Source organism: Flavobacterium sp. DG2-3 (assembly GCF_030730925.1).
GTDB lineage: Bacteria > Bacteroidota > Bacteroidia > Flavobacteriales > Flavobacteriaceae > Flavobacterium.
Genome location: NZ_JAVAMB010000020.1, coordinates 21,006 through 40,643, shown reverse-complemented (window position 1 = coordinate 40,643; position 19,638 = coordinate 21,006). Strand labels below are relative to the sequence as shown.

The following is a 19,638-nucleotide window of genomic DNA, read 5'->3' as shown; positions in this document are numbered from 1 at the left end:
AAACAACTACACAGTATATTTTTTTCTTAATAAGGCAATTTCTTTTGTACCAATACCCATTTCCTGCTGAAGGAAATTTTCAATGCTTCCGTATTGGTTTTTTAGTCCGTTAAAAAAAGCACGGATAAGCTCTGGTTTCAATGACATTGAATTTTCTACTTCCTGTTCTGTCATACCGCTCATTTTAGCCAAAGGTGCTAACATTTTTTTATTCATTGGTTTCAAATAAACATTAGAAGCAACATAATCGGCTTCAATCGTTTCTTGAGGAACCTGCAAAATATACAAGAATAAAGCAGTTGCCATTCCCGTACGATCACGTCCACCTGTACAGTGGTACATTACAGCTTCTTTTTTATCAGCAGTTAAAAGTTTCACAAACAAAGGTCTAAATCTGTCTCCACTATATTTTACAGCATCAACGCCATAGAATTTTTCCAGAAAGTTGCCTTCTTTCAAAAACTTAACCATTTGCGCCGGATTAGGAAGACTGTCACTTCCTGCTGGACTTAAAGTGTAATCTGTATTTTTTGGCAAATGATCTGGAGCTGCTTTAGCTTCGGCAACACCTCGAAAATCAATTACGGTGTGAATTTTTTTCTTGTCTAATATTGCTAAATCGGTATCTGTCAATTTATCAATTCCTGCGCTTCTATATACTTTTCCCCACGCAACCTGTTTTCCATCCATAGTTTTGTAACCGCCTACATCTCTAAAATTTACGGTTCCTTTTACAGGGACTAATCTTTTAATGCTATCTGTAAGTTGAGCAGAGGCAACTAGTGGTGCCAAAACTGCCATTGTGATTATTGCTTTTTTCATTTTGTTGAATTTATTTGTGTTTATTATTTTAGAAAATATCATATCGAAGTCCTGCTTGTCCACGGCTTCCGTACCATTCTTGAGAAGTAACGCGGCGTTTTTCTTTCCCCATATACATTTTTACTGGAGAATCGGTTAAGTTGTTCAACTCAAGAAAAACTTTCAGTCTTTTAGTAATGCTGTAGGTTGCAGAGGCGTCAACAGTAAAGTTGGAATCTGTCCAGATGTAATAATCTGGGCCTAATTGCTGATTGATGCTTTCTACAGAATTTCCGCGGTAATTACCTGCAAGACGCACCATTAAACCATTTCTTTCGTAAAAAAGAATCGCATTAAATAAGTTTTTAGATTGGTTTGGCAGACCTGTTTTATCATTTTCAATACCAGTTGCGGTAATTCTTGGCACTTCCGTTTTAGAGTCAATAAAAGTATAGTTGAATTCTATTCCAAAGCCGCTCCAGAATCCGTTAAGGAAATCGAATCTTTTGTTGATTCCAGCTTCAAAACCGAATAAAGTAGCTTTGTTTAGGTTTTTTGCCTGAGTTACTAAGTAATCTTCACCGTCAATATTCTGCATGCTTACATCTGTAAAAACAACATCAGTAATATTTTTATAGAAAGCGCCTCCAGAAAGTAGTCCAACATTGTCGAAGAAGTATTCTCCCATCAAATCAAAATTGTTGCTGAATGTTGGTTTTAGATCAGGATTTCCCTGTGTAATAGTCATTGGTGAAGAAGTGGTATTGGTCGAACTTCCTGGTGTCATATCTCCAAAATTTGGACGTACAAATGAGCGTGTATAAGCGGCACGAAGATTAGATTTATCGCTCAATTTATATTTTAAATGCAACATCGGAAGAAACGCGTTATAATCATTTTCAACCTTTGACGGACTTAAGGTTACAACAGCCGGAGTTCCTTCTGTAGTTGCTTTTGTTCCGTTTAATGTCATATCTGTATATTCATTTCTAATACCTGTAACGATTTTAAAATTCTCAGTTGCATCTATTTCGGCCATCGCATAACTTGCAATTACACTTTCGTCGCCCGTATAAAAAGCAGTTGCATTAGTTTTAGACGTAAAATCCATTATGCCGTTAGCCGTTTGAAAAGGCTGTCCAAACATAGCAAACAACTGATCTTTAGTTAACGGATTTACGACGAACTGGCTGAAATCTCCATTCATGTTTCCAAAGAATTTGCTTCCGCTTGGGAAACTAGTTGTCTGCAGATTCGATAACGGAACCAAAGCTGGTGAATTTGGAATTCCAACCGCAGCAGCTGGCAAGTACACATAATTTGATCCGTAGGTGTTTGTTCTGTCTTTGTGACGGTATTTTGCACCAAACTTCAGATTTACTTTAGAACTAGCTTCAACTTTTAAATTGATTTGTCCGATTTGGTCTCTTTCGCTGTTATTTAATTGTGCAATAACCAATTGGTTTAGCAATAATTTAGACGGATCCATCACTTCATTTGGATTAGCAATTCCGGTTTCAAAATTGTCAACCGTTCCACCGACACCGTTTGGAGAATCAAAGCCCCAGTAACGCTTTCCATCGCTTGAAAGATCATTGAAACCACCTGTAATTTTCTGGCGGAAAGTAGCAATTGGAAGACCTTTGTTTACAGAAGTAGGAGGCGTATCCAAATAATAATCTGATTTATGATTGCTGTAACTCCAATCCAGTTTGAATTTTTCGCTCATCTGATGTTCTCCACCAACTTCAAATCCGTTTAGCGCCGTTTGGTAATGAGAATATCTGTAATTGTATTGAAAACGCGAATTCGTATAATCAATATAAGATTCATATACTGGGCGTATATCGTCAAATTTATTCGCCATTCCTCTAAAGAATATTTTATCGGCAGGTGTAATTTTGTATTCTGCACCCACATTTAATCCTTTGGTTTCGCGTTCTCCCATATAACGTTTAAAAAGAACCGTATTTAGAGATCTTTTCTGCTGTTCCGTTGCAGCACCAGTATTGTAAGTGGCTGCAAATTCATCAGATCCCCATTGTCTGCTCCAGATCGCTCCAGAAACAATTACGCCTAATTTATTGTTGAAGAAACGATCTCCGTAAGTAATAGAACCATTATACGTTCCATTTTCGCTAAAAGTGTTATAACCTCCCGCAGCACTTACGTTTAAGGTACGTTTTGAAGGTGCAGTACGAGTAATAAAGTTAATCGATCCTCCAATTGCATCGCCTTCCATATCTGGTGTAATAGCTTTCGCAACTTGCACATATTGAATCATTTCTGATGGAACGGCATCCAATACAGACGAACGGTTTCCCATAACATTGGAGCTTGGCAAACGATTTCCGTTAAATAAAGTAGAAGTCCAAGCAAAAGGAGTTCCTCTTACCGTAGCCTGATCGGCCTCACCGTGATATCTCGCAACGGCCACACCTTGCATACGCTGTACCGCTTCGGCAGCATTACGGTCTGGTAATTTACCAATCGCATCGGCAGCCATAACGTCCATAATCGCAAGCGAATTCTTTTTAATGCTATACGCTTTTGCTTGAGATGGCGCCATTGTTCCAGACACAACAATTTCTTTTAATGTGCTTGAACCGTCTGGCGACATTTGAATTAAACCAATATCGTTGATTCCTTTTACCAAGTTTAAAGTAATTGATTTTGTCTCGAAACCAATATAGCTGATTTCGATTGTAACTTCACCTATCAGTGGAGCAGTCAAGGTAAAAGCTCCTTGAATATCTGATATGGTCGAATTTTGAAAACTTTTTCCAGTAATATTCGCAGTCGGTAATGTACCGGTATCGCTGGTAACGATTCCTTTAATGGTCTGAGCATTTCCAGACAGTATAGCGCCTGTTGTAAGCAGCAGGGTAAAAAGTATTTTTTTGAATACCTGCTTTTGATTGAGTTTAAATTTGCAAGAGTTTTTCAGTAACATGGTTGTGTTTTTTTTGGCAAATTTGTTGCGAAAAATACTTTGTCGCGACCCTATAGATTTATAAGTACTTAACAGCAGTATCAATTTTTGTGTTTTTGTCTAAAGTCTTGTTTTTAAAGGGATTTGGGATTGTTATTAAATTGTTACGAACTGATTTTTTTGCAATTTGTAAACATTTAGTTAACTCCATGAAAGTACTTTAGCACAAAGATTTCAGATGAAATATATAATTGCCATAGGAATATTTCAGGCTTTACTAGCCGTAGTTTTACTTTTAAGAAGCAGATACAGAACCCATGCTGATGATTTATTGATTTCATTAGTAATTTGTATCGGACTTCATCTTTCGATCAAATTTTACATTTTTAATTTTATAGAAGATCAGCAAGTGCTGAATATGCTGAATACCTTTATCGGTTTTTCTTATATTCCGCTTTTGTATCTGTATTTGCGGAAAACGCTTAATCCAGAATTTATACCTTCTTCAAGATGGTATTTGTTTATTCCTTTAATACTTGGCGCTATTGCTTATTTTTCTACAATTTGCGTTTTAGCAGCGGGATCTCCAAAAGGACATCAGTTTTTATATTGGTATAATACGGTTACGCTGTACGTTTTGCTTTCGTCAGATATTATTTTTTCGTGCTTTATAATCTATACAGCGGTGAAAAAACTATCACCAAATTGCATGGAAAGAAACCTGATTATACAGGTTGCTTCACTTTTTCTTTTAATTGGTTGCATTGGTTCATTTCTAACCATCTTTTTGCCTAATGCATTTTCTTTAAGCTACATCAGCCGAAGCGTTGTTTATGCTTTACTGATTTGTATTGTAATCAGAATCATCACTCATAAATACACTGTTTCTATCGAGCCTTCTGAAGATCCTATTCAAGAAGAAATTGTATTTCAAGAAGTAAACTTTGCGGTTGCAGAAATTACAGCGCCATCTGAAGTTCAAACCGATGCCTTAAGCTTATTTAAAACGCCGCCATTATCTAATACGATAGTGATTTCGAAAAAAGAACGTCCGGCAGCGCAAAAGCGAAAAGAAGTGCTTCGTGAAAAAGAAATGTTCAAAATATTATTGAAGCTCGAAGCTGCAATGGAGTCAGAAAAGCACTTTACAGACAGCGAACTCACAATCGATAAACTTTCTCAGCTTACGAACCAGAAGAAATATCACGTAAGCGAAACCTTGAACCATTTTGTAAATAAGCCATTTTATACGTTTGTAAATGAATATAGAATTCAATATGTAAAAGACAAATTGAACCAGTTATCCAAGCATAACAAAAACGTCAATATTCTAGAAGTGGCTTATGAGGCAGGTTTTAATTCAAAATCGTCTTTTAATCGCTATTTCAAAGAAATTACCACCAATACTCCAACTGAATATCTGAGTTCGCTCACTAAAGAAATGGAGAAAGCATAACAAAAGCATAACATCAGAACTGCCAAAACAAGTAATCTAAATAACAAACCATATAATGGAAATTTTAAGTTTTTTGAAGCCTAAAAAACAGAAACGTCTAGTTTCTGAAAATGATTTTGACACCAATCTTTTAAGACATTTGAGACTTGCAACAGAATCACTTGTTAGTTTGAGAGATGCTGCAGTAGAAGAAGAAGATGAATTGAAAATTGATTATTTTTTTAATTCGGACACGCTTGAAAAAGCACAGGAATTGAAAAAAGAATTGCATAGCAAGAGTTACATTGTAAACTATGAAGCCGCACAACAGGATAAAAATTTATTTGTAATTTCTGGGAAGACTACAGAGATTAAGATGATGCATGAGTCATTAAGTCAATGGGTTACGGAAATGTGCGAACTAGGATACAAACACGATTGCAAATTTGATTCTTGGACGATTGTCCCTCAGAAATAATGATTTCAATTTATTCTAAAAAATTAAAAAGCCAGAACTATTTCTGGCTTTTTAGTTATATGGCAAAATATTATTTATCTAATTCTTATAAGTTTTAGGATATATTTACCGCCATCTTTTTAACTTAACCTACGCTTTATATTCCATTTACCTTGCGATTGTATACTTGTGGGTTAAATTACTACACAATGATCAGGTCTTTATTTTTCTTCTTTATTTTTAATGTATTCGCCTTTGGACAGCAGATTAAGTTCGAAAATTTTACAACAAATCAAGGGTTGTCCAACAACTCGGTAAATGATGTAGAAAATGACAGCAACGGAGGCTTATGGATTGCTACTTGGGATGGTCTAAACTACTTTGATGGTTATAATTTCAAGATTTATAAAAACGACCAAAATAACGATAAAACGATTTCTAGCAACTACGTTACCAAATTAGAAAAAGATGCTGCGGGTACTATTTGGCTCATTACAAAAGAAGGGCATATCAATCAGTATTTAGGACAACACGAGTTTAGAAATTTCAAATTTAAAAGTATTCCGAAAGATATTCATTTGTCTGAAAAAGGAAATATAGTGGTTCAGACCAAGGATGGTTATTACGAATTTAAAAACAACTCTTTTTCTGTAATTGCTTATAACAAAGTAAGATCAACCGATTTTACCAATCTTAAAAATATACTGCTAAGAAAATATCCGAGACTGACCATCAACGATATTTTAAAAGATAAAGAGGGTAATATTTGGTTTGCTACGCGCGAAAATGGAATTTATATCATTACAAATGACTCCGAAGAAAATATAAAGCATTTTACGTCCGATTTATATTCGCCGTATTCTTTTAAAAGCAATGAAATAGAAGCGCTTCATGAAGATGATTTCGGAAATATTTGGCTCGGGTTAAAAGACGGAGGTTTAAGCATGGCATACACTGGTTCTGAAAAAATAAACTTGATCGCGCCGCATCCTGTCAAACAGCCCAATCTGCCAGCCGAAACCATCAGAGCCGTTACCAAAGACGCCAAAGGCAAAATCTGGCTCGGATTCTACACGAGAGGTCTTTACTATCTTAATGAAGGAAATGGTTTTTTCGAAAAATTTAAAATTAATCAGGCTGCGTCTGTTCCCGATTGGGAGCGTATTAGAACTTTGTTTACGGCAAGCGACGGAACAGTTTGGGCAGGAACGTACAAAGGTATTTTGCGAATTAAAGACAATAGCTATACAAGTTACGAGAATAGCGGTATCCCAGGTTTGTCTATTGCCAGATGTTACTCGATGTGCGAAGACCAGAACAAACAGATTTGGATGGGCTGTTGGGGAGGTCTGGCAAAATTTAATTTGCTGTCAGGAAAATTTGAAAAATTTAAAGGGCAGGAGTTGCTAAATAAATACCACATCAGATGTGTTAGAAAAAACAATCAGAATCTTATATTGGCAACAGAAAACAGTGGGGTAATTGTTTTTGATTTAAATACAGGTACTTTAAGAAATATTACTGCAAAAGATGGAATTTTAGGCAATAGCATTTATTCTGTTTTTGTTGACAAACAAACCGATAATTACTGGATTGCTTCTCTTGGTGGTGTGAGTATTTTTAATAAAAAAAAGGGGCTAATAAAAAATTTTACTGAGAATGACGGACTTCCGAGCCACATGGTTTATGGGCTTATTGATAACGGTGATAAAATTTGGGTCAGCACTACAAAAGGAATTGCTTCTATTCATAAAAAAAGCTACAATGTTGATTCTTATAATCCGTCGTATGGATGGCAGGCTCCCGAATTTTCTGAAGGAGCTTATTATCAGGATTCTAAAGGAAATATGTTTTTTGGAGGAGTTGGCGGACTGAATTATTTTAATCCAAGCACTATTTATTGTGATAATGCTCAAGCCAAAATAAAACTGAAAATAGATGGTAACGAAAATTATTTGAAAACCATTGAAAAGAGTTTTAGCAATAATGAATTGGAAATAGAAGTAATACCAATTTTATTTCCAAGAAATAAAAAAGCGAATATCTATTACAAACTAGAAGGAGAAGATGACGACTGGGTTTTATTGCCTCCAAACAATAAAATTGAGTATACCGATTTATCGTCTGGCAAACATCGGTTTTTAATAAAACAAGGAAAAAATGGAACTGTTGAACCTGTCTTTTTTGAACTGCAAATTGGTGCAGCGTTTTATGAATCGGGATTGTTTTATGTTTTTTTAATTGGTTTTGTGCTTATTGTTTGTGTGGTGGTTATGTATGTCAAAAACAAAGCGGTTCTTTCTCAGCAAAAGTATCTGGAAGATCTCGTAAAAGCGCGAACGACAGTTATTGAAAATCAGAAAAAAAATCTGGAAGAGATTAACAATGAACTGGATCAGAAGAATAAGAAAATAGTAGAGCAGAAAGAAAAACTCTTGATTCTGCACAGCAATTTAAAAAACGAAAATTTTGAAATCGAGAAATTTAAAACTTTTATGCTGGCTGAATTTCAAGAACCCATTTCGCAAATAATTAAAATTTCAAGTTCATTTAAAAAAGATACAGAAGCGCACAAAGACTTAACGATTCAGTCTGGAAAATTGGTCAATTTAATATCAGAATGGAATTACTTGGAACATGTAAAAGAACTTGGACCTTTAAAAAAGACGGCGACAAATTTATTTCCGGTATTAAAAAATAATGTCGAGAAATTGAAAAAAGACCTTCAAATAAATCAAGTGAATTTCAATTGCGAAATAACGAATCAAGATTATTTCGCGGCTGTAGATTTGCTTCGTTTAAAACTCTCGCTTCAATATTTTTTTAATGATTTAAGCAAATATTCAGATAAAGACAGCACTTTGAAAATTACGATTGGCTATGAAAAAAATTATCTGGAAATCAAAACCACTTCTGATAGTGTTATTTTAAAAAACAACTGGTACAATATTTCACATTACAGTCCATATTTTAGAGCATTGCAGGTTTTATTGCAAGATTTAGAAGGAGAAGTGCTGTATTCGTCAGAAGAGCATTTCAAGGCAGTTTTGCGTATTCCGATACAAGCTGTAGAAGAAGATTTAAGTTTAAAAGAAACCATTTCGTGGAAAAATTTCAATTCTCAGGAGCAATTTTCTGAAGATAAAAAATGTCTTTTGGTTTTTAGTGACGAATATAATAATCCTGCTGCAAATCAGGTTTTAGAAAGCGAAAATTATAACTTAATGTTTGAAAATTCGGTTTCTAATCTAAACGCCGTAATTAAACACAGTGAAATTTCGGCTATCGTTTTTTATCAGGCAGAATTCTCCAAAGAATTGCTTCACTTTTTAAAATCAAATAAAGAAAATACAAATGTAAAAATTCCGCTGATTTATATTTCTGAAGATATCAATTATGAACTTGACGAACAGTTATTAGAATTAGGCATTGATACGCATATTAAACTTCCTGCTCGCGCTTCATTCATAAAGAAAAAAATAGACAGCTTGATCGACCAGAATCAAGAACCGGTACGAGAATATAAAATTCAGCAGAAAATATTTGAGATTTTGACAGAAGACAATGAACATATTACTGCAAATGAAAAACTTTTGAAAAGGGCTTTAGAAATTATTAGAAAGCAATTGCAGAATCCTATATTTAATGTAGAATTGTTGGCAGACGAATTAGGAATTTCACGAGTAAAATGCTATCGCTTATTTAAAGAAACTTTAAATCAGTCTCCGTCAGATATTTTAATGTCACTTCGCCTTCAGAAAGCAGAAATGTTGCTTAAAACGAAGAAATTGAACATTTCGGAAATCAGTTTTGAGTGCGGTTACAATGATCCGAAATATTTTGGACGCTCTTTTAAGAAGTATTTTGGAAAAAGTCCGAAAGAATATAAGGAGTTATCTCTCTAGGTTTTGTTAGGACTGTATTTACAGAAAGTTAGGGTAAAGTTAATGAGCAAAAACACCCCTTTTTTGATGTTAATTATATCCTAAATTGAATTAAAAGTCCTCTTTTGAAAAACAAAAATCCTCCTCTTGGAGGGATCGTTAAGATACTTTTGGCAAAACAAAAAAAGTATTTTAAATGAAAAAAATTTATGCATTTTTAATTCTTGTTTTAGGATGTATGTCATATTCCTATGCACAAGTAAATGTATCGGGAGCTGTAGTTTCTGATGTTGAAAAAATACCAGTTCCTGGAGTCTCTGTATTTATTAAAGGAGAACCAAGAGGAGCTGTGACAACTGATTTTGATGGAAAATTTGTAATTAAATCACAGCAAAACTCAGGTGTTTTAGTTTTTTCTTACGTAGGATTCCAAAAGAAAGAGGTTTCTTTTTCTGGAACTCAAAAATTAACTGTTTCATTAGCAGAAGAGGTGAGTACTCTTAATGAAGTGGTAGTTGTAGGTTACGGTTCTCAAAAGAAATCTGATGTTACAGGAGCAATTGGTTCTGTAAAAAGCGAAAATTTTAACAAAGGAGTCGTATCTAATGCAGGACAATTGATTCAGGGTAAAGTTGCCGGAGTTAACGTTGTTGCAGCAAGTGGTGAGCCTGGTGCAGCTCAAGATATTATTATTCGTGGAGCAGGAAGTTTACGTTCGGGAACTACACCACTTTATGTAGTTGACGGATTTGCATTAGACAATTCTACAACAGGAGTAGCTTCTAACCCAATGAACTTTATTAATCCGCAGGATATCGAAAGTATCGAAGTTCTTAAAGATGCATCTGCATCTGCAATTTACGGTTCGAGAGCGGCTAATGGAGTAATTGTAATTACAACTAAAAAAGGATCAAAAGGACAGACTAAAATTGATCTTTCTATGACTACAGGAATTTCGACTTTGGCAAATAAAGTAGATGTTTTTAGTGCTGATGAATTTAGAAGAAGTGTTGCAGCTGTAAACGGAACTTTACTTGACGGTGGAGCAAATACAGACTGGCAAGATGAATTGACAAGAACTGGTGTTTCTCAAAATCTTAATTTATCTATGAGCGGAGGAACAGACAAATCTACTTATGCCGCTTCATTAGGTGCAGATAGCCAGCAAGGTGTTTTACAGAATAGTGATTTAAAGCGTTATACAGGACGTTTAAATTTAAATCAGAAAGCACTTAATGATAAATTTAATATTGCTTTTAACATGACAGCAACTAAACTGGACAACTCAAGACCAGATGCTAGAAGTGTAGTTGGAAATATGTTGACAATGAATCCTACGGATGCAGTTTATGTTAACGGACAGCCAAATGTTAATTTAAGCAATGATATTTTAAATCCGATGATCAGTCAGAGCTTATATTCTGATGAAACAACCAACAATCGTATTTTGGCAAATATTTCTCCATCATTTGAATTTGTAAAAGGATTAACGTATAAATTCAATCTTGGTGTAGATTACTCCATGTCAGAAAGAGATATTCAAGTTTTACCGTACGCATCTGCTACTAATACAACTTTGGGTACTGTAAATAATATTGCGACTAATAATAATAACGTTTTATACGAAAATACATTAACGTATAATTTTAATAAAAAAGCGCATAGTTTTACAGTTCTTGCAGGTCAATCTTATCAAAAAATCCAAGTAAATCAAAAGAATTACAACTTTAGAGGTTTTCCTAATAATGGTGTTGAACCAAAAAATCAGATTGGAGCAGCAAGTGAGCTTGTGAGCAAATCTTCATCTGCTGTAGAAAATGAGTTGCAGTCTTTCTTCGGAAGATTAAACTACGCTTATGACAATAAATATCTTCTTACTGCTACTATGCGTGCTGACGGTTCTTCTAAATTTGGAGAAAATAACAGATACGGATACTTCCCATCTGTTGCCTTAGGATGGAATATTACAAAAGAAGAATTTTTAAAAGACTCTCAAACATTAAACAACCTTAAGTTAAGAGCGAGCTGGGGACAAACTGGATCTCAGGAAATTCCTTCTAAGATTACTAAAGCAAGTTATACAGAAAGTAATTCAGGAAACAATACCTATCCGCTTGATCCGTCTGCTGTAGATTTAGCAAGTTATCCATACGGAACAATCTTTACACGTTTGGCTAATCCAGATATTCAGTGGGAGGTTTCAACACAAACAAACGTAGGTCTTGATTTTAGTTTATTTAATAATAGATTATCAGGTACTGTTGATTATTTTAACAAAGTTTCAAGTAAACTATTGCTTCAAATTGCACCGACAGATCCTATTCAGCCTGTACCGATGTATTATACCAATATTCCTAATATGGAAATTAAAAACAATGGTATTGAGGTAGCTTTAGATTACAGCAGCGATAGAAGCCGTGATTTCTCTTATAGCATTGGAGGTAACATCTCTTTTACAAAAAACAGAGTAGAAAATTCTGCTTATAAAATATTGACAACTGGAGGTGCGCAAGGAGGCGGACAATCTGGAGCAACTATTAATGGTATCATTAACAATCAGCCAATTGGTTCATTCTATATGCTTGACTTTACAGGAATTGGTCCTGACGGTTTAAATCAGTTTGCTGATACAAATGGAGACGGAAAAATTCTTGATGATGACCGTATAGTTGCAGGAAGCGCTTTACCAGATTATATCTATGCTTTCTATTTGAATTTAAGATATAAAAACTTTGATTTCGGAGCTAATTTTAATGGTGTAGGAGGTAATAAAATTTACAACCACGTTGCAATGTCATCATTCAACAGAGGAAATTTGGCTAACTCTTTTAATACTACAGACAGAGCTACACAATATTTAAATGAAGCATCTACAAACTCTAATACGGTTTCTACAAGATATTTAGAAGATGGAGGTTTCTTAAGATTAAACAATGCTACACTAGGATATAATTTAAGTCCGAGATTAATTGGATTAGGAGATGTAATGGATAACATTCGTCTTTCTGTAACAGGACAAAACCTATTTGTAATTACAAGATACAGCGGTTATGATCCAGAATTAAATACAGGTACTTCTGTTGGAGAAATTCAGTCTTTTGGTATTGACTATTTCAGTTATCCAAGAGCGAGAACCATTGTATTTGGTCTAAATGTGGCATTTTAATAAAAAAATAATATAACATGAAAAATAAAATAATAGTAGGAGCCATTGCATTCAGTTTATTATTTACTTGGAGTTGTACAGACTTAGAAGAAAAAGTATTAGATGAATCTTTAAACGGAATAGGACAAGCAGAGGCGGTTAACGGAGCCATTGCTCCAGCTTATGGTCAATTAAAATCAACTTGGATACATACAAACAATTTTGGTTTACAGTTAATTGCTAGTGATGAAGGTATTTTGCCTTACAGAGGTGGTACAGACTGGTATGATGGCGGTAAATATTTAGCAGTTCACGCACATACAACGACCCCTACAAATGATTTGGTATCAAGTACTTGGAATGAAGTAACCATAAATCTTTCTAGAACATTAACAGCAATTGAAGTATTGACTCCTCTTGCAGAAGCTGGAAATACAGAAGCGCAGGGAGCTCTTTATGAAATGAAAGCTTTAAGAGCTTACTTAAACATGATGACCTTAGATAACTGGGGAATTGTATTTAAAAAAGAATCATCTAAAGTAAACTCAGAAATAATTCGTGGCGCAGATGCTGTTAGTTATATTGAAAGCGATTTATTAGCTGTTGCTGATGTAATCAATAAAGATAAAGGGCCTGGAAGAATGACGCAAGCTGCAGTTTGGGGACTTCTTTCTAGATTGTATTTGAATGCAGCTGTTTATCGTGATCCTTATGGTACGCCATCATTTGCTCCAGCAGATATGGATAAAGTAATCAAATACACCGATAATATTGTGAACTCAGGTAAATTCAGTTTATCTCCTGAATATTTTGATTTATTTGATGATAATAACAATACAAATAAAGAAGTCATTTTTGCATTAGATCAGCGTGGTGTTATTAAAGAAGAACACAATCGTTGGGCTTATTGGTCAATTCCTGGCTCAATGTTTCCAAGACCTGAAAAAATTGATGCTGACGGAACTGACGGACCAGCTATTACATCTGATTTTTATCAAACTTGGGTTGATGCTTACGGATCTGTAGACCCTGCAGATGCTGATGCCAGGTTTTATAAAAACAACGCAAAAGTGCCTGCTAACTTAAAAGATCTTACAGGATTTAGTCCTTTAAATGATGAGAACCATTACTACTGTGTTAAAGCAGAAGACTTTGAAATCGACAGAGGAATTATGAGAGGTATTCCGTGGGCTGCTAGAAAAGATGCTAACGGAGCGTTTTACAAATGTGATACGGGTTACAGAATCTACCCAGTTAAACAAATTAAAGGAAACGGACCAGATAAAAATGTGGGCTATGTTAACTTGACGCTTAAAGTTGATTTTACAAAAGAAGGAAGTATGCACTATTCTGGTTATAGAGTATCTAAATACCAATTTAGCCACACGTCTCCAGACGGAAATAACTTTAGTAGTGTAGATATGGTTTTGCTAAGATATGCTGAAATCTTGATGATGCGTGCTGAAGCTAAACTTAGAAAAGGCGATAACGCAGGTGCATTAGCAGATATGAATACGGTTAGAACGTCAAGAACGGCTCGTGCTCCAATTCCTGCTGCACTTCCTGCAATCAATTTAGATATTTTGTATAGAGAATATGGTTTTGAATTTTACTGGGAAGGTTTGAGAAGAAATACTCAAATTCGTTTCAGCCATTTTGAAGATAAATGGACAGAAAAAACAGATACTGATGTAAAGAAAAGATTGTTCCCGATTCCTCAAAAAGCAATTGACGGAGCTTCAAATACGCCAGGATATCTAGTTCAGAACGAAGGATACTAGTTTAAGTTTTTGTTTTTTTATATTGAATTAAAGACTGCAGTTTATTTATACTGTACCTAAAAATAGCAGTCTTTTTTGTGTTAGTTGTTTAAACAGGGCTGATAAAAAAGCCCTGTTTTATTATGCATTTGAAAAGTTTATTCCCCAAAAAGCTTTTTATATTTTTCGAATTATGAAGTCTAGAATTACGGCTTTATACCACACCTTTTTTGCTCCTCAAAACCTACGTTTTTTCTAAAATTCAGTAATTAATTCTAAAATGAAATTATCATTTATATTTAGCCTTTTGTTCTTCTCCTTTTTAGGAGCGAACGCACAAAATCCAGTCAAAGTGCATTCGCATAATGATTACAATAATACGATTCCGTTTTGGGATGCCTATTCTAATGGAGCAACATCTATTGAAGCCGATATTTTTTTGAAAGACAATAATCTCTATGTGGCTCATGATAAAGAAAGCATCAGTGTTTCGAGAACTTTAGAAGAGTTGTATTTAAAGCCTTTAGAAACGGCTTTAAAAATGAATTACAAAAAAGGAAACCAATTATTTTTATTAATAGACCTAAAGACTGAAGCGGAGCCAACGCTTAATAAACTTATTTCGATTCTAAAGAAATATGAAACTATTACCAGTAATAAAGATGTAAAAATTATTATTTCTGGAAACAGGCCAGAAGCTTCAACATATATAAAATATCCGAGCTTTATTTTCTTCGATTTTCAAGAAATAGACAAAACCATTTCGAAAGAGAACTGGGAAAAAGTAGCGATGATAAGCGTTGACTTTAAAAAATATTCAGTTTGGAACGGACTGGGGAGATTGACACATGAGGATTATAATCGCGTAATTGCTGTTATTGCTAAAGCGAAAACATTAAATAAACCATTCCGATTTTGGGGCTGTCCTGATACAAAAAGTTCATGGAAAGCTTTTTTAAATTTAGGAGTTGATATTATTAATACAGACAAACCTTATAATTGTGTTCATTATCTAGAATCTTTCCCTAAGAGATTTGTAACCGCTACAAATTCGTCAAAAGTTTATATTCCGACCTATAAAACAGATCAAAAAAATCTTCCTGTAAAAAATGTTATTCTTTTAATTGGAGACGGAAATGGATTATCTCAAATCTCTTCGGCAGTTTTAGCCAATAACGGAGCTTTGTCTTTAACACAATTAAAAAGTATTGGTTTTATAAAAACACAGTCGGCAGATGATTTTACAACCGATTCTGCAGCCGCTGGAACTGCATTGGCTACGGGGCAGAAAACCAATAATAGAGCTATTGGAACTGATAGTTTACGACAACCAATTTCAAATATTTCAGAAATTTTGCAAAAAAGAAACTTCTCAACAGGTGTCATTTCTACAGACGAAATTACGGGCGCAACGCCAGCTGCTTTTTTTGCGCACAGAGAAGAAAGATCTGATGCAAAAGGAATTTCAGAAGATTTATTAAAAAGCAAACTGAATCTGTTTGTGGCAGGAGGAGCATCTGAATTTAAAAATACTTCAATTAATTCTAAATTTAAAATATTGAATTCAGTTAAGGAAATGCAAGCAGAAAACAGTGAGGCTGTTGGAGTTTTTATTTCACAAGGCAGAGTTCCATCAGTTTTAGAAGGAAGAGGAGAATTATTGGCAGATGCCACAAAATACAGTTTGGAATTTTTAGGCAAGAAGAAAAAGCCTTTTTTCCTAATGGTTGAAGGTGCGCAGATTGACAGTTTTGGACACGTTAACAACGCAGCAGGAATTGTTGCAGAAACGATAGATTTTGATACAGCAATTACACAAGCCTTAATGTTTGCAGATCAAAACGAAGGAACATTAGTTATTGTAACAGCCGATCACGAAACATCAGGATTTGCTATTCCGCAGGGAAATGTCAAAAAGCATGAAATTGAAGGCGATTTTATAACTAACGATCATACAGCAACGATGGTTCCAATATTTGCTTACGGTCCGCATTCACAAGATTTTCAAGGAGTTTATGAAAACAATGAAGTGTTTCATAAAATACTTTCAATTTTAAAATAATTGAAACTCAAAAGTATTAATAATAGAGTTTTTAATTTTTAAACACATAGAAACATAGCTTTTTGGATAGCTAAAAAAGGCGTTTCACTTACTAATAAAACACATAGCTATGTGTTAAGAAACGAGTTTCTTTTTGATACCCTTCAGCTAAGTCTAAAAAAATCTATGTCTCTATGTGTTTAAAAAATAATCTTTGTAATCTGTGAATCCCGATAGCTATCGGGAGTGGCTAAAAAAACTTTTAAAGAAATTATTAAGCAATGAAGATATATAGTAAAAATATACTTTTCGGAATATCATTTTTGTTCACACTAAGCATAAGTGCACAAAAAACCGTTCAACAATACGTTGATCCCATGATTGGTTCTGAAGGTGTAGGGAGGGTTTTTGTTGGGCCATCTTGCCCGTACGGAATGGTAAAACCAAGTCCCGATTGTACAGTTCATCCTAATAGTGGCTGGCTTCCAATGCCGAAAGAAGTAACAGGTTTCAGTCAAGTTCACGTAAGCGGAACGGGAGGCGGACCCAAATATGGAAATATTTCTATTATGCCATTTTCTGGAGCTTTGGATAAATTGGATCAAACGTCTTACCGAACTGAAGAAAATGTAAAGTTGGGGTATTATGAAACTGTTTTTAAGGAAAATCAAATCAAAACAGAAATCACGACTGGTGAAAAAGTTTCTTTTTACCGATTTACTTATCCTAAAAACAAATCGAAAGAATTAAAAATAGATCCTGGATTTTTTCTGGGAGAGCAAGACGAACCCGATGGTAGAGAAGCACAGATGTTTGTAGGTTCTCAAATCGAAATTGTCTCAGATACCGAAGTTCGCGGTTACAGCAGAATTCGCGGAGGCTGGAATAACGGGCGCGCTTATACGGTTTATTTCTGGGCCGTTTTCGATCAGCCGATTGCCAAATATGTGACTTGTAAAGATGGTAAGTTTTATAATGAAAAAGCACAGTTTGACTCAGGTAAAAAAACAGCAGCACTTTTATCTTTTGAAAATTCAGGAAAAGAAGAACTGAATGTCAAAATTGGAATTTCATTTTTAAGTGAATTAAAAGCAAAAAATAATATCGAAGTTGAAATTCCAAATTGGGATTTTAATGCTGTTTTGGCTTCTCTAGAAAATAAATGGGAAAATTTATTGAGTAGAATCCAGCTTTCAGAAGACACTTCGATAGAATATAAAAAAATGTTCTACACAGGTTTGTATCACACGATGATTATGCCAGTGAATAGAACAGGCGAGAATCCGCTTTGGACAAATGACGAACCGTATTATGATGACTTTTATACCATTTGGGATACTTTCAGAACTTCAAGTCCGTTAATCACGCTGATCGATTCTAAACGTAAAGTTGAAATCATCAATGCGATGCTGAATATTTATAAACGTGAAGGCTTTTTACCTGAAGGAAGAAGTGGTAACGATAACGGAAGAACGCAGGGAGGATCTAATGCTGAGGTTGTAATTGCCGATGCTTTTGTAAAAAATCTAAAAGGTATAGATTACGAATTGGCATTGCAGGCGATGCTCAAAGATGCTACAGTTCCTCCGGGTGAAAATGAAGAAAAAGAGGGAAGAGGCGGACTTATCGATTATCTTAAATTAGGCTATGTTCCATACGGTACAGACCGCGCTGGAAACCGAACTATTGATTATTCGTATAACGATTATAATATTGCCATCGTTGCCAAAGGTTTGGGCAAAATGGATTTGTACAATCAGTATATGAAACAAGCGGACAGCTGGCAGAATTTGTGGCGTGCAGATTATGAAAACAGAGGTGCAAAAGGATTTATTATGCCAAAAGACAGAGACGGAAACTGGCTGGATGATATTGTTTTTGGTGAATCAAAAATTCAGAAACCTACTTTCAAATATACGCCTGTTATTATAGAATCGCCTTGGTATGTCTGCCATTGGTGCGTGTTTTTCTACGAAGGAAATTCATGGGAATATTCGTTGAGTATTCCGCATGATGTTCCAGAATTAGTTAAAAAATCAGGAGGAGAAAAAGCTTTTGAGAACAGGCTTAATATTCTTTTCGATTCCAATTTGTATAATGTAGCTAACGAACCTTCATTTCTGACTCCGTGTCTGTATCATTGGATAGGAAAACCATATTTAAGCAGTGATAGAATCAGAACCATTATCAAGAATAATTTCAATACTTCTCATGCAGGTTTGCCTGGAAATGACGATTCAGGCGCAATGTCTTCGTGGCTGGCTTTCCACATGATGGGATTGTATCCAAATGCAGGGCAGCCGTATTATCTAATTAATTCACCTTTAATTACAGAAACGACTATGCAGTTGGAAAATGGTAAAAGTTTTAAAATCACTACTAAAAATAGGAGTGATAAAAACCGATATATCAAAACTGCTTTTTTAAACGGAAAATCCTATCAGAAAGCTTGGATTTCCCATGATGATATTAACAATGGAGGCGAATTAATTTTAGAAATGGATTCAAAACCTTCAGCTTGGGGAACGACAATTTTACCGCCGTTAAAATAAATATTCAAAAGATGAAAAAAGTACTTTTATCCATGCTAATCTGTGCGGCCTTTCAAATCGGAAAGGCACAAAGTATAATTCCGACGTTTAAAAATAATACCGAATTACATTACAGCTGTAAACTTCACGGACAAACTAGAGCATTGACGTTAAATGCTGATTTGACTAATGACGCACTTATTTTCAAATTGGAAACAAGAGGTGTAAAAAGCAGCATTGTAACCACAAAAGAAGGACTAAAAAACGGAAATGCGTTAAGTTACAGTCAAGGCGAATACGCGCCAGTATTGAATTTAAAACCATCCGAAACCTTTTTTATGATTTCACAGTCGGCTTATCAGGATTTGATTCAAAATAAAAAGTTTGTTTACAATAATACGATATACGATTTAGTTGAAAATGATTCAAAAGCAGCTGTAATTCTAGATGGAAAAGCAGTTGAAGCTTTTCATATAAAAGCCCAAATCGATGCAACCGAAATGTGGATTGTCAAAAATCCCGAGTTTCCTTTAATCTGCAAAGTGACAAAAAATCCTTTAGGAATAAACTGGACATTAGTTAAGATTGTGCCTTAAGCAAAATATATAGAACAGCCCCCAATGTTCATGAAACCCGCCTGACTTTTTTTTAA

At 34.7% G+C, this 19,638-nt stretch carries 10 protein-coding genes; 8 read left to right on the top strand and 2 right to left on the bottom strand.

What is annotated here, in order from left to right; translation table 11 throughout:
* Nucleotides 1-6 precede the first annotated feature (6 nt).
* Together Q9Q97_RS20020 and Q9Q97_RS20015 are read right to left on the bottom strand one after the other, a co-directional pair.
* Nucleotides 7-822, bottom strand: coding sequence for a tyrosine-protein phosphatase (locus Q9Q97_RS20020; protein ID WP_306160363.1), 816 nt, complete (start codon nt 820-822; stop codon nt 7-9).
* A gap of 28 nt (nt 823-850) precedes the next feature.
* Nucleotides 851-3,754: a TonB-dependent receptor gene (locus Q9Q97_RS20015; protein WP_306160361.1), complete on the bottom strand. Its 2,904-nt coding sequence runs from the start codon at nt 3,752-3,754 to the stop codon at nt 851-853.
* Nucleotides 3,755-3,971: 217 nt separating this feature from the next.
* Between Q9Q97_RS20015 and Q9Q97_RS20010 the strand changes: the two genes are divergently transcribed.
* The 8 genes from Q9Q97_RS20010 to Q9Q97_RS19975 all read left to right on the top strand — a co-directional run bounded on the left by Q9Q97_RS20010 (nt 3,972) and on the right by Q9Q97_RS19975 (nt 19,582).
* On the top strand, nt 3,972-5,189 hold the full coding sequence (locus Q9Q97_RS20010) for an AraC family transcriptional regulator (protein ID WP_306160359.1): 1,218 nt from the start codon (nt 3,972-3,974) through the stop codon (nt 5,187-5,189).
* A gap of 55 nt (nt 5,190-5,244) precedes the next feature.
* Nucleotides 5,245-5,646 carry a ribonuclease E inhibitor RraB gene (locus tag Q9Q97_RS20005; protein WP_306160357.1) on the top strand — a complete coding sequence of 134 codons (402 nt, stop codon included), beginning with the start codon at nt 5,245-5,247 and terminating at the stop codon, nt 5,644-5,646.
* Between the two features lie 188 nt (nt 5,647-5,834).
* Entirely contained in the window at nt 5,835-9,530 is a 3,696-nt protein-coding gene (locus tag Q9Q97_RS20000) for a two-component regulator propeller domain-containing protein (RefSeq protein ID WP_306160355.1), read from the top strand.
* Between the two features lie 175 nt (nt 9,531-9,705).
* Nucleotides 9,706-12,675 (top strand): TonB-dependent receptor, encoded by a 2,970-nt coding sequence (locus Q9Q97_RS19995; RefSeq protein WP_306160354.1) that lies wholly within the window; start codon nt 9,706-9,708, stop codon nt 12,673-12,675.
* Between the two features lie 17 nt (nt 12,676-12,692).
* On the top strand, nt 12,693-14,435 hold the full coding sequence (locus Q9Q97_RS19990; protein ID WP_306160350.1) for a RagB/SusD family nutrient uptake outer membrane protein: 1,743 nt from the start codon (nt 12,693-12,695) through the stop codon (nt 14,433-14,435).
* A gap of 259 nt (nt 14,436-14,694) precedes the next feature.
* Nucleotides 14,695-16,476, top strand: coding sequence for an alkaline phosphatase (locus tag Q9Q97_RS19985; protein ID WP_306160348.1), 1,782 nt, complete (start codon nt 14,695-14,697; stop codon nt 16,474-16,476).
* Between the two features lie 260 nt (nt 16,477-16,736).
* A complete protein-coding gene (locus tag Q9Q97_RS19980) occupies nt 16,737-19,007 on the top strand; it encodes a GH92 family glycosyl hydrolase (protein ID WP_306160347.1) in 2,271 nt (756 codons plus the stop codon).
* 11 nt (nt 19,008-19,018) lie between these two features.
* Nucleotides 19,019-19,582, top strand: coding sequence for a hypothetical protein (locus tag Q9Q97_RS19975; RefSeq protein WP_306160345.1), 564 nt, complete (start codon nt 19,019-19,021; stop codon nt 19,580-19,582).
* The last annotated feature ends 56 nt before the right edge of the window (nt 19,583-19,638 follow it).

Coding starts and splice junctions, on each gene's coding strand:
- Q9Q97_RS20015 (WP_306160361.1), bottom strand. CDS start 3,754: ATGTTACTGAAAAACTCTTGCAAATTTAAACTCAATCAAAAGCAGGTA.
- Q9Q97_RS20020 (WP_306160363.1), bottom strand. CDS start 822: ATGAAAAAAGCAATAATCACAATGGCAGTTTTGGCACCACTAGTTGCC.
- Q9Q97_RS20000 (WP_306160355.1), top strand. CDS start 5,835: ATGATCAGGTCTTTATTTTTCTTCTTTATTTTTAATGTATTCGCCTTT.
- Q9Q97_RS19975 (WP_306160345.1), top strand. CDS start 19,019: ATGAAAAAAGTACTTTTATCCATGCTAATCTGTGCGGCCTTTCAAATC.
- Q9Q97_RS19990 (WP_306160350.1), top strand. CDS start 12,693: ATGAAAAATAAAATAATAGTAGGAGCCATTGCATTCAGTTTATTATTT.
- Q9Q97_RS20010 (WP_306160359.1), top strand. CDS start 3,972: ATGAAATATATAATTGCCATAGGAATATTTCAGGCTTTACTAGCCGTA.
- Q9Q97_RS20005 (WP_306160357.1), top strand. CDS start 5,245: ATGGAAATTTTAAGTTTTTTGAAGCCTAAAAAACAGAAACGTCTAGTT.
- Q9Q97_RS19995 (WP_306160354.1), top strand. CDS start 9,706: ATGAAAAAAATTTATGCATTTTTAATTCTTGTTTTAGGATGTATGTCA.
- Q9Q97_RS19985 (WP_306160348.1), top strand. CDS start 14,695: ATGAAATTATCATTTATATTTAGCCTTTTGTTCTTCTCCTTTTTAGGA.
- Q9Q97_RS19980 (WP_306160347.1), top strand. CDS start 16,737: ATGAAGATATATAGTAAAAATATACTTTTCGGAATATCATTTTTGTTC.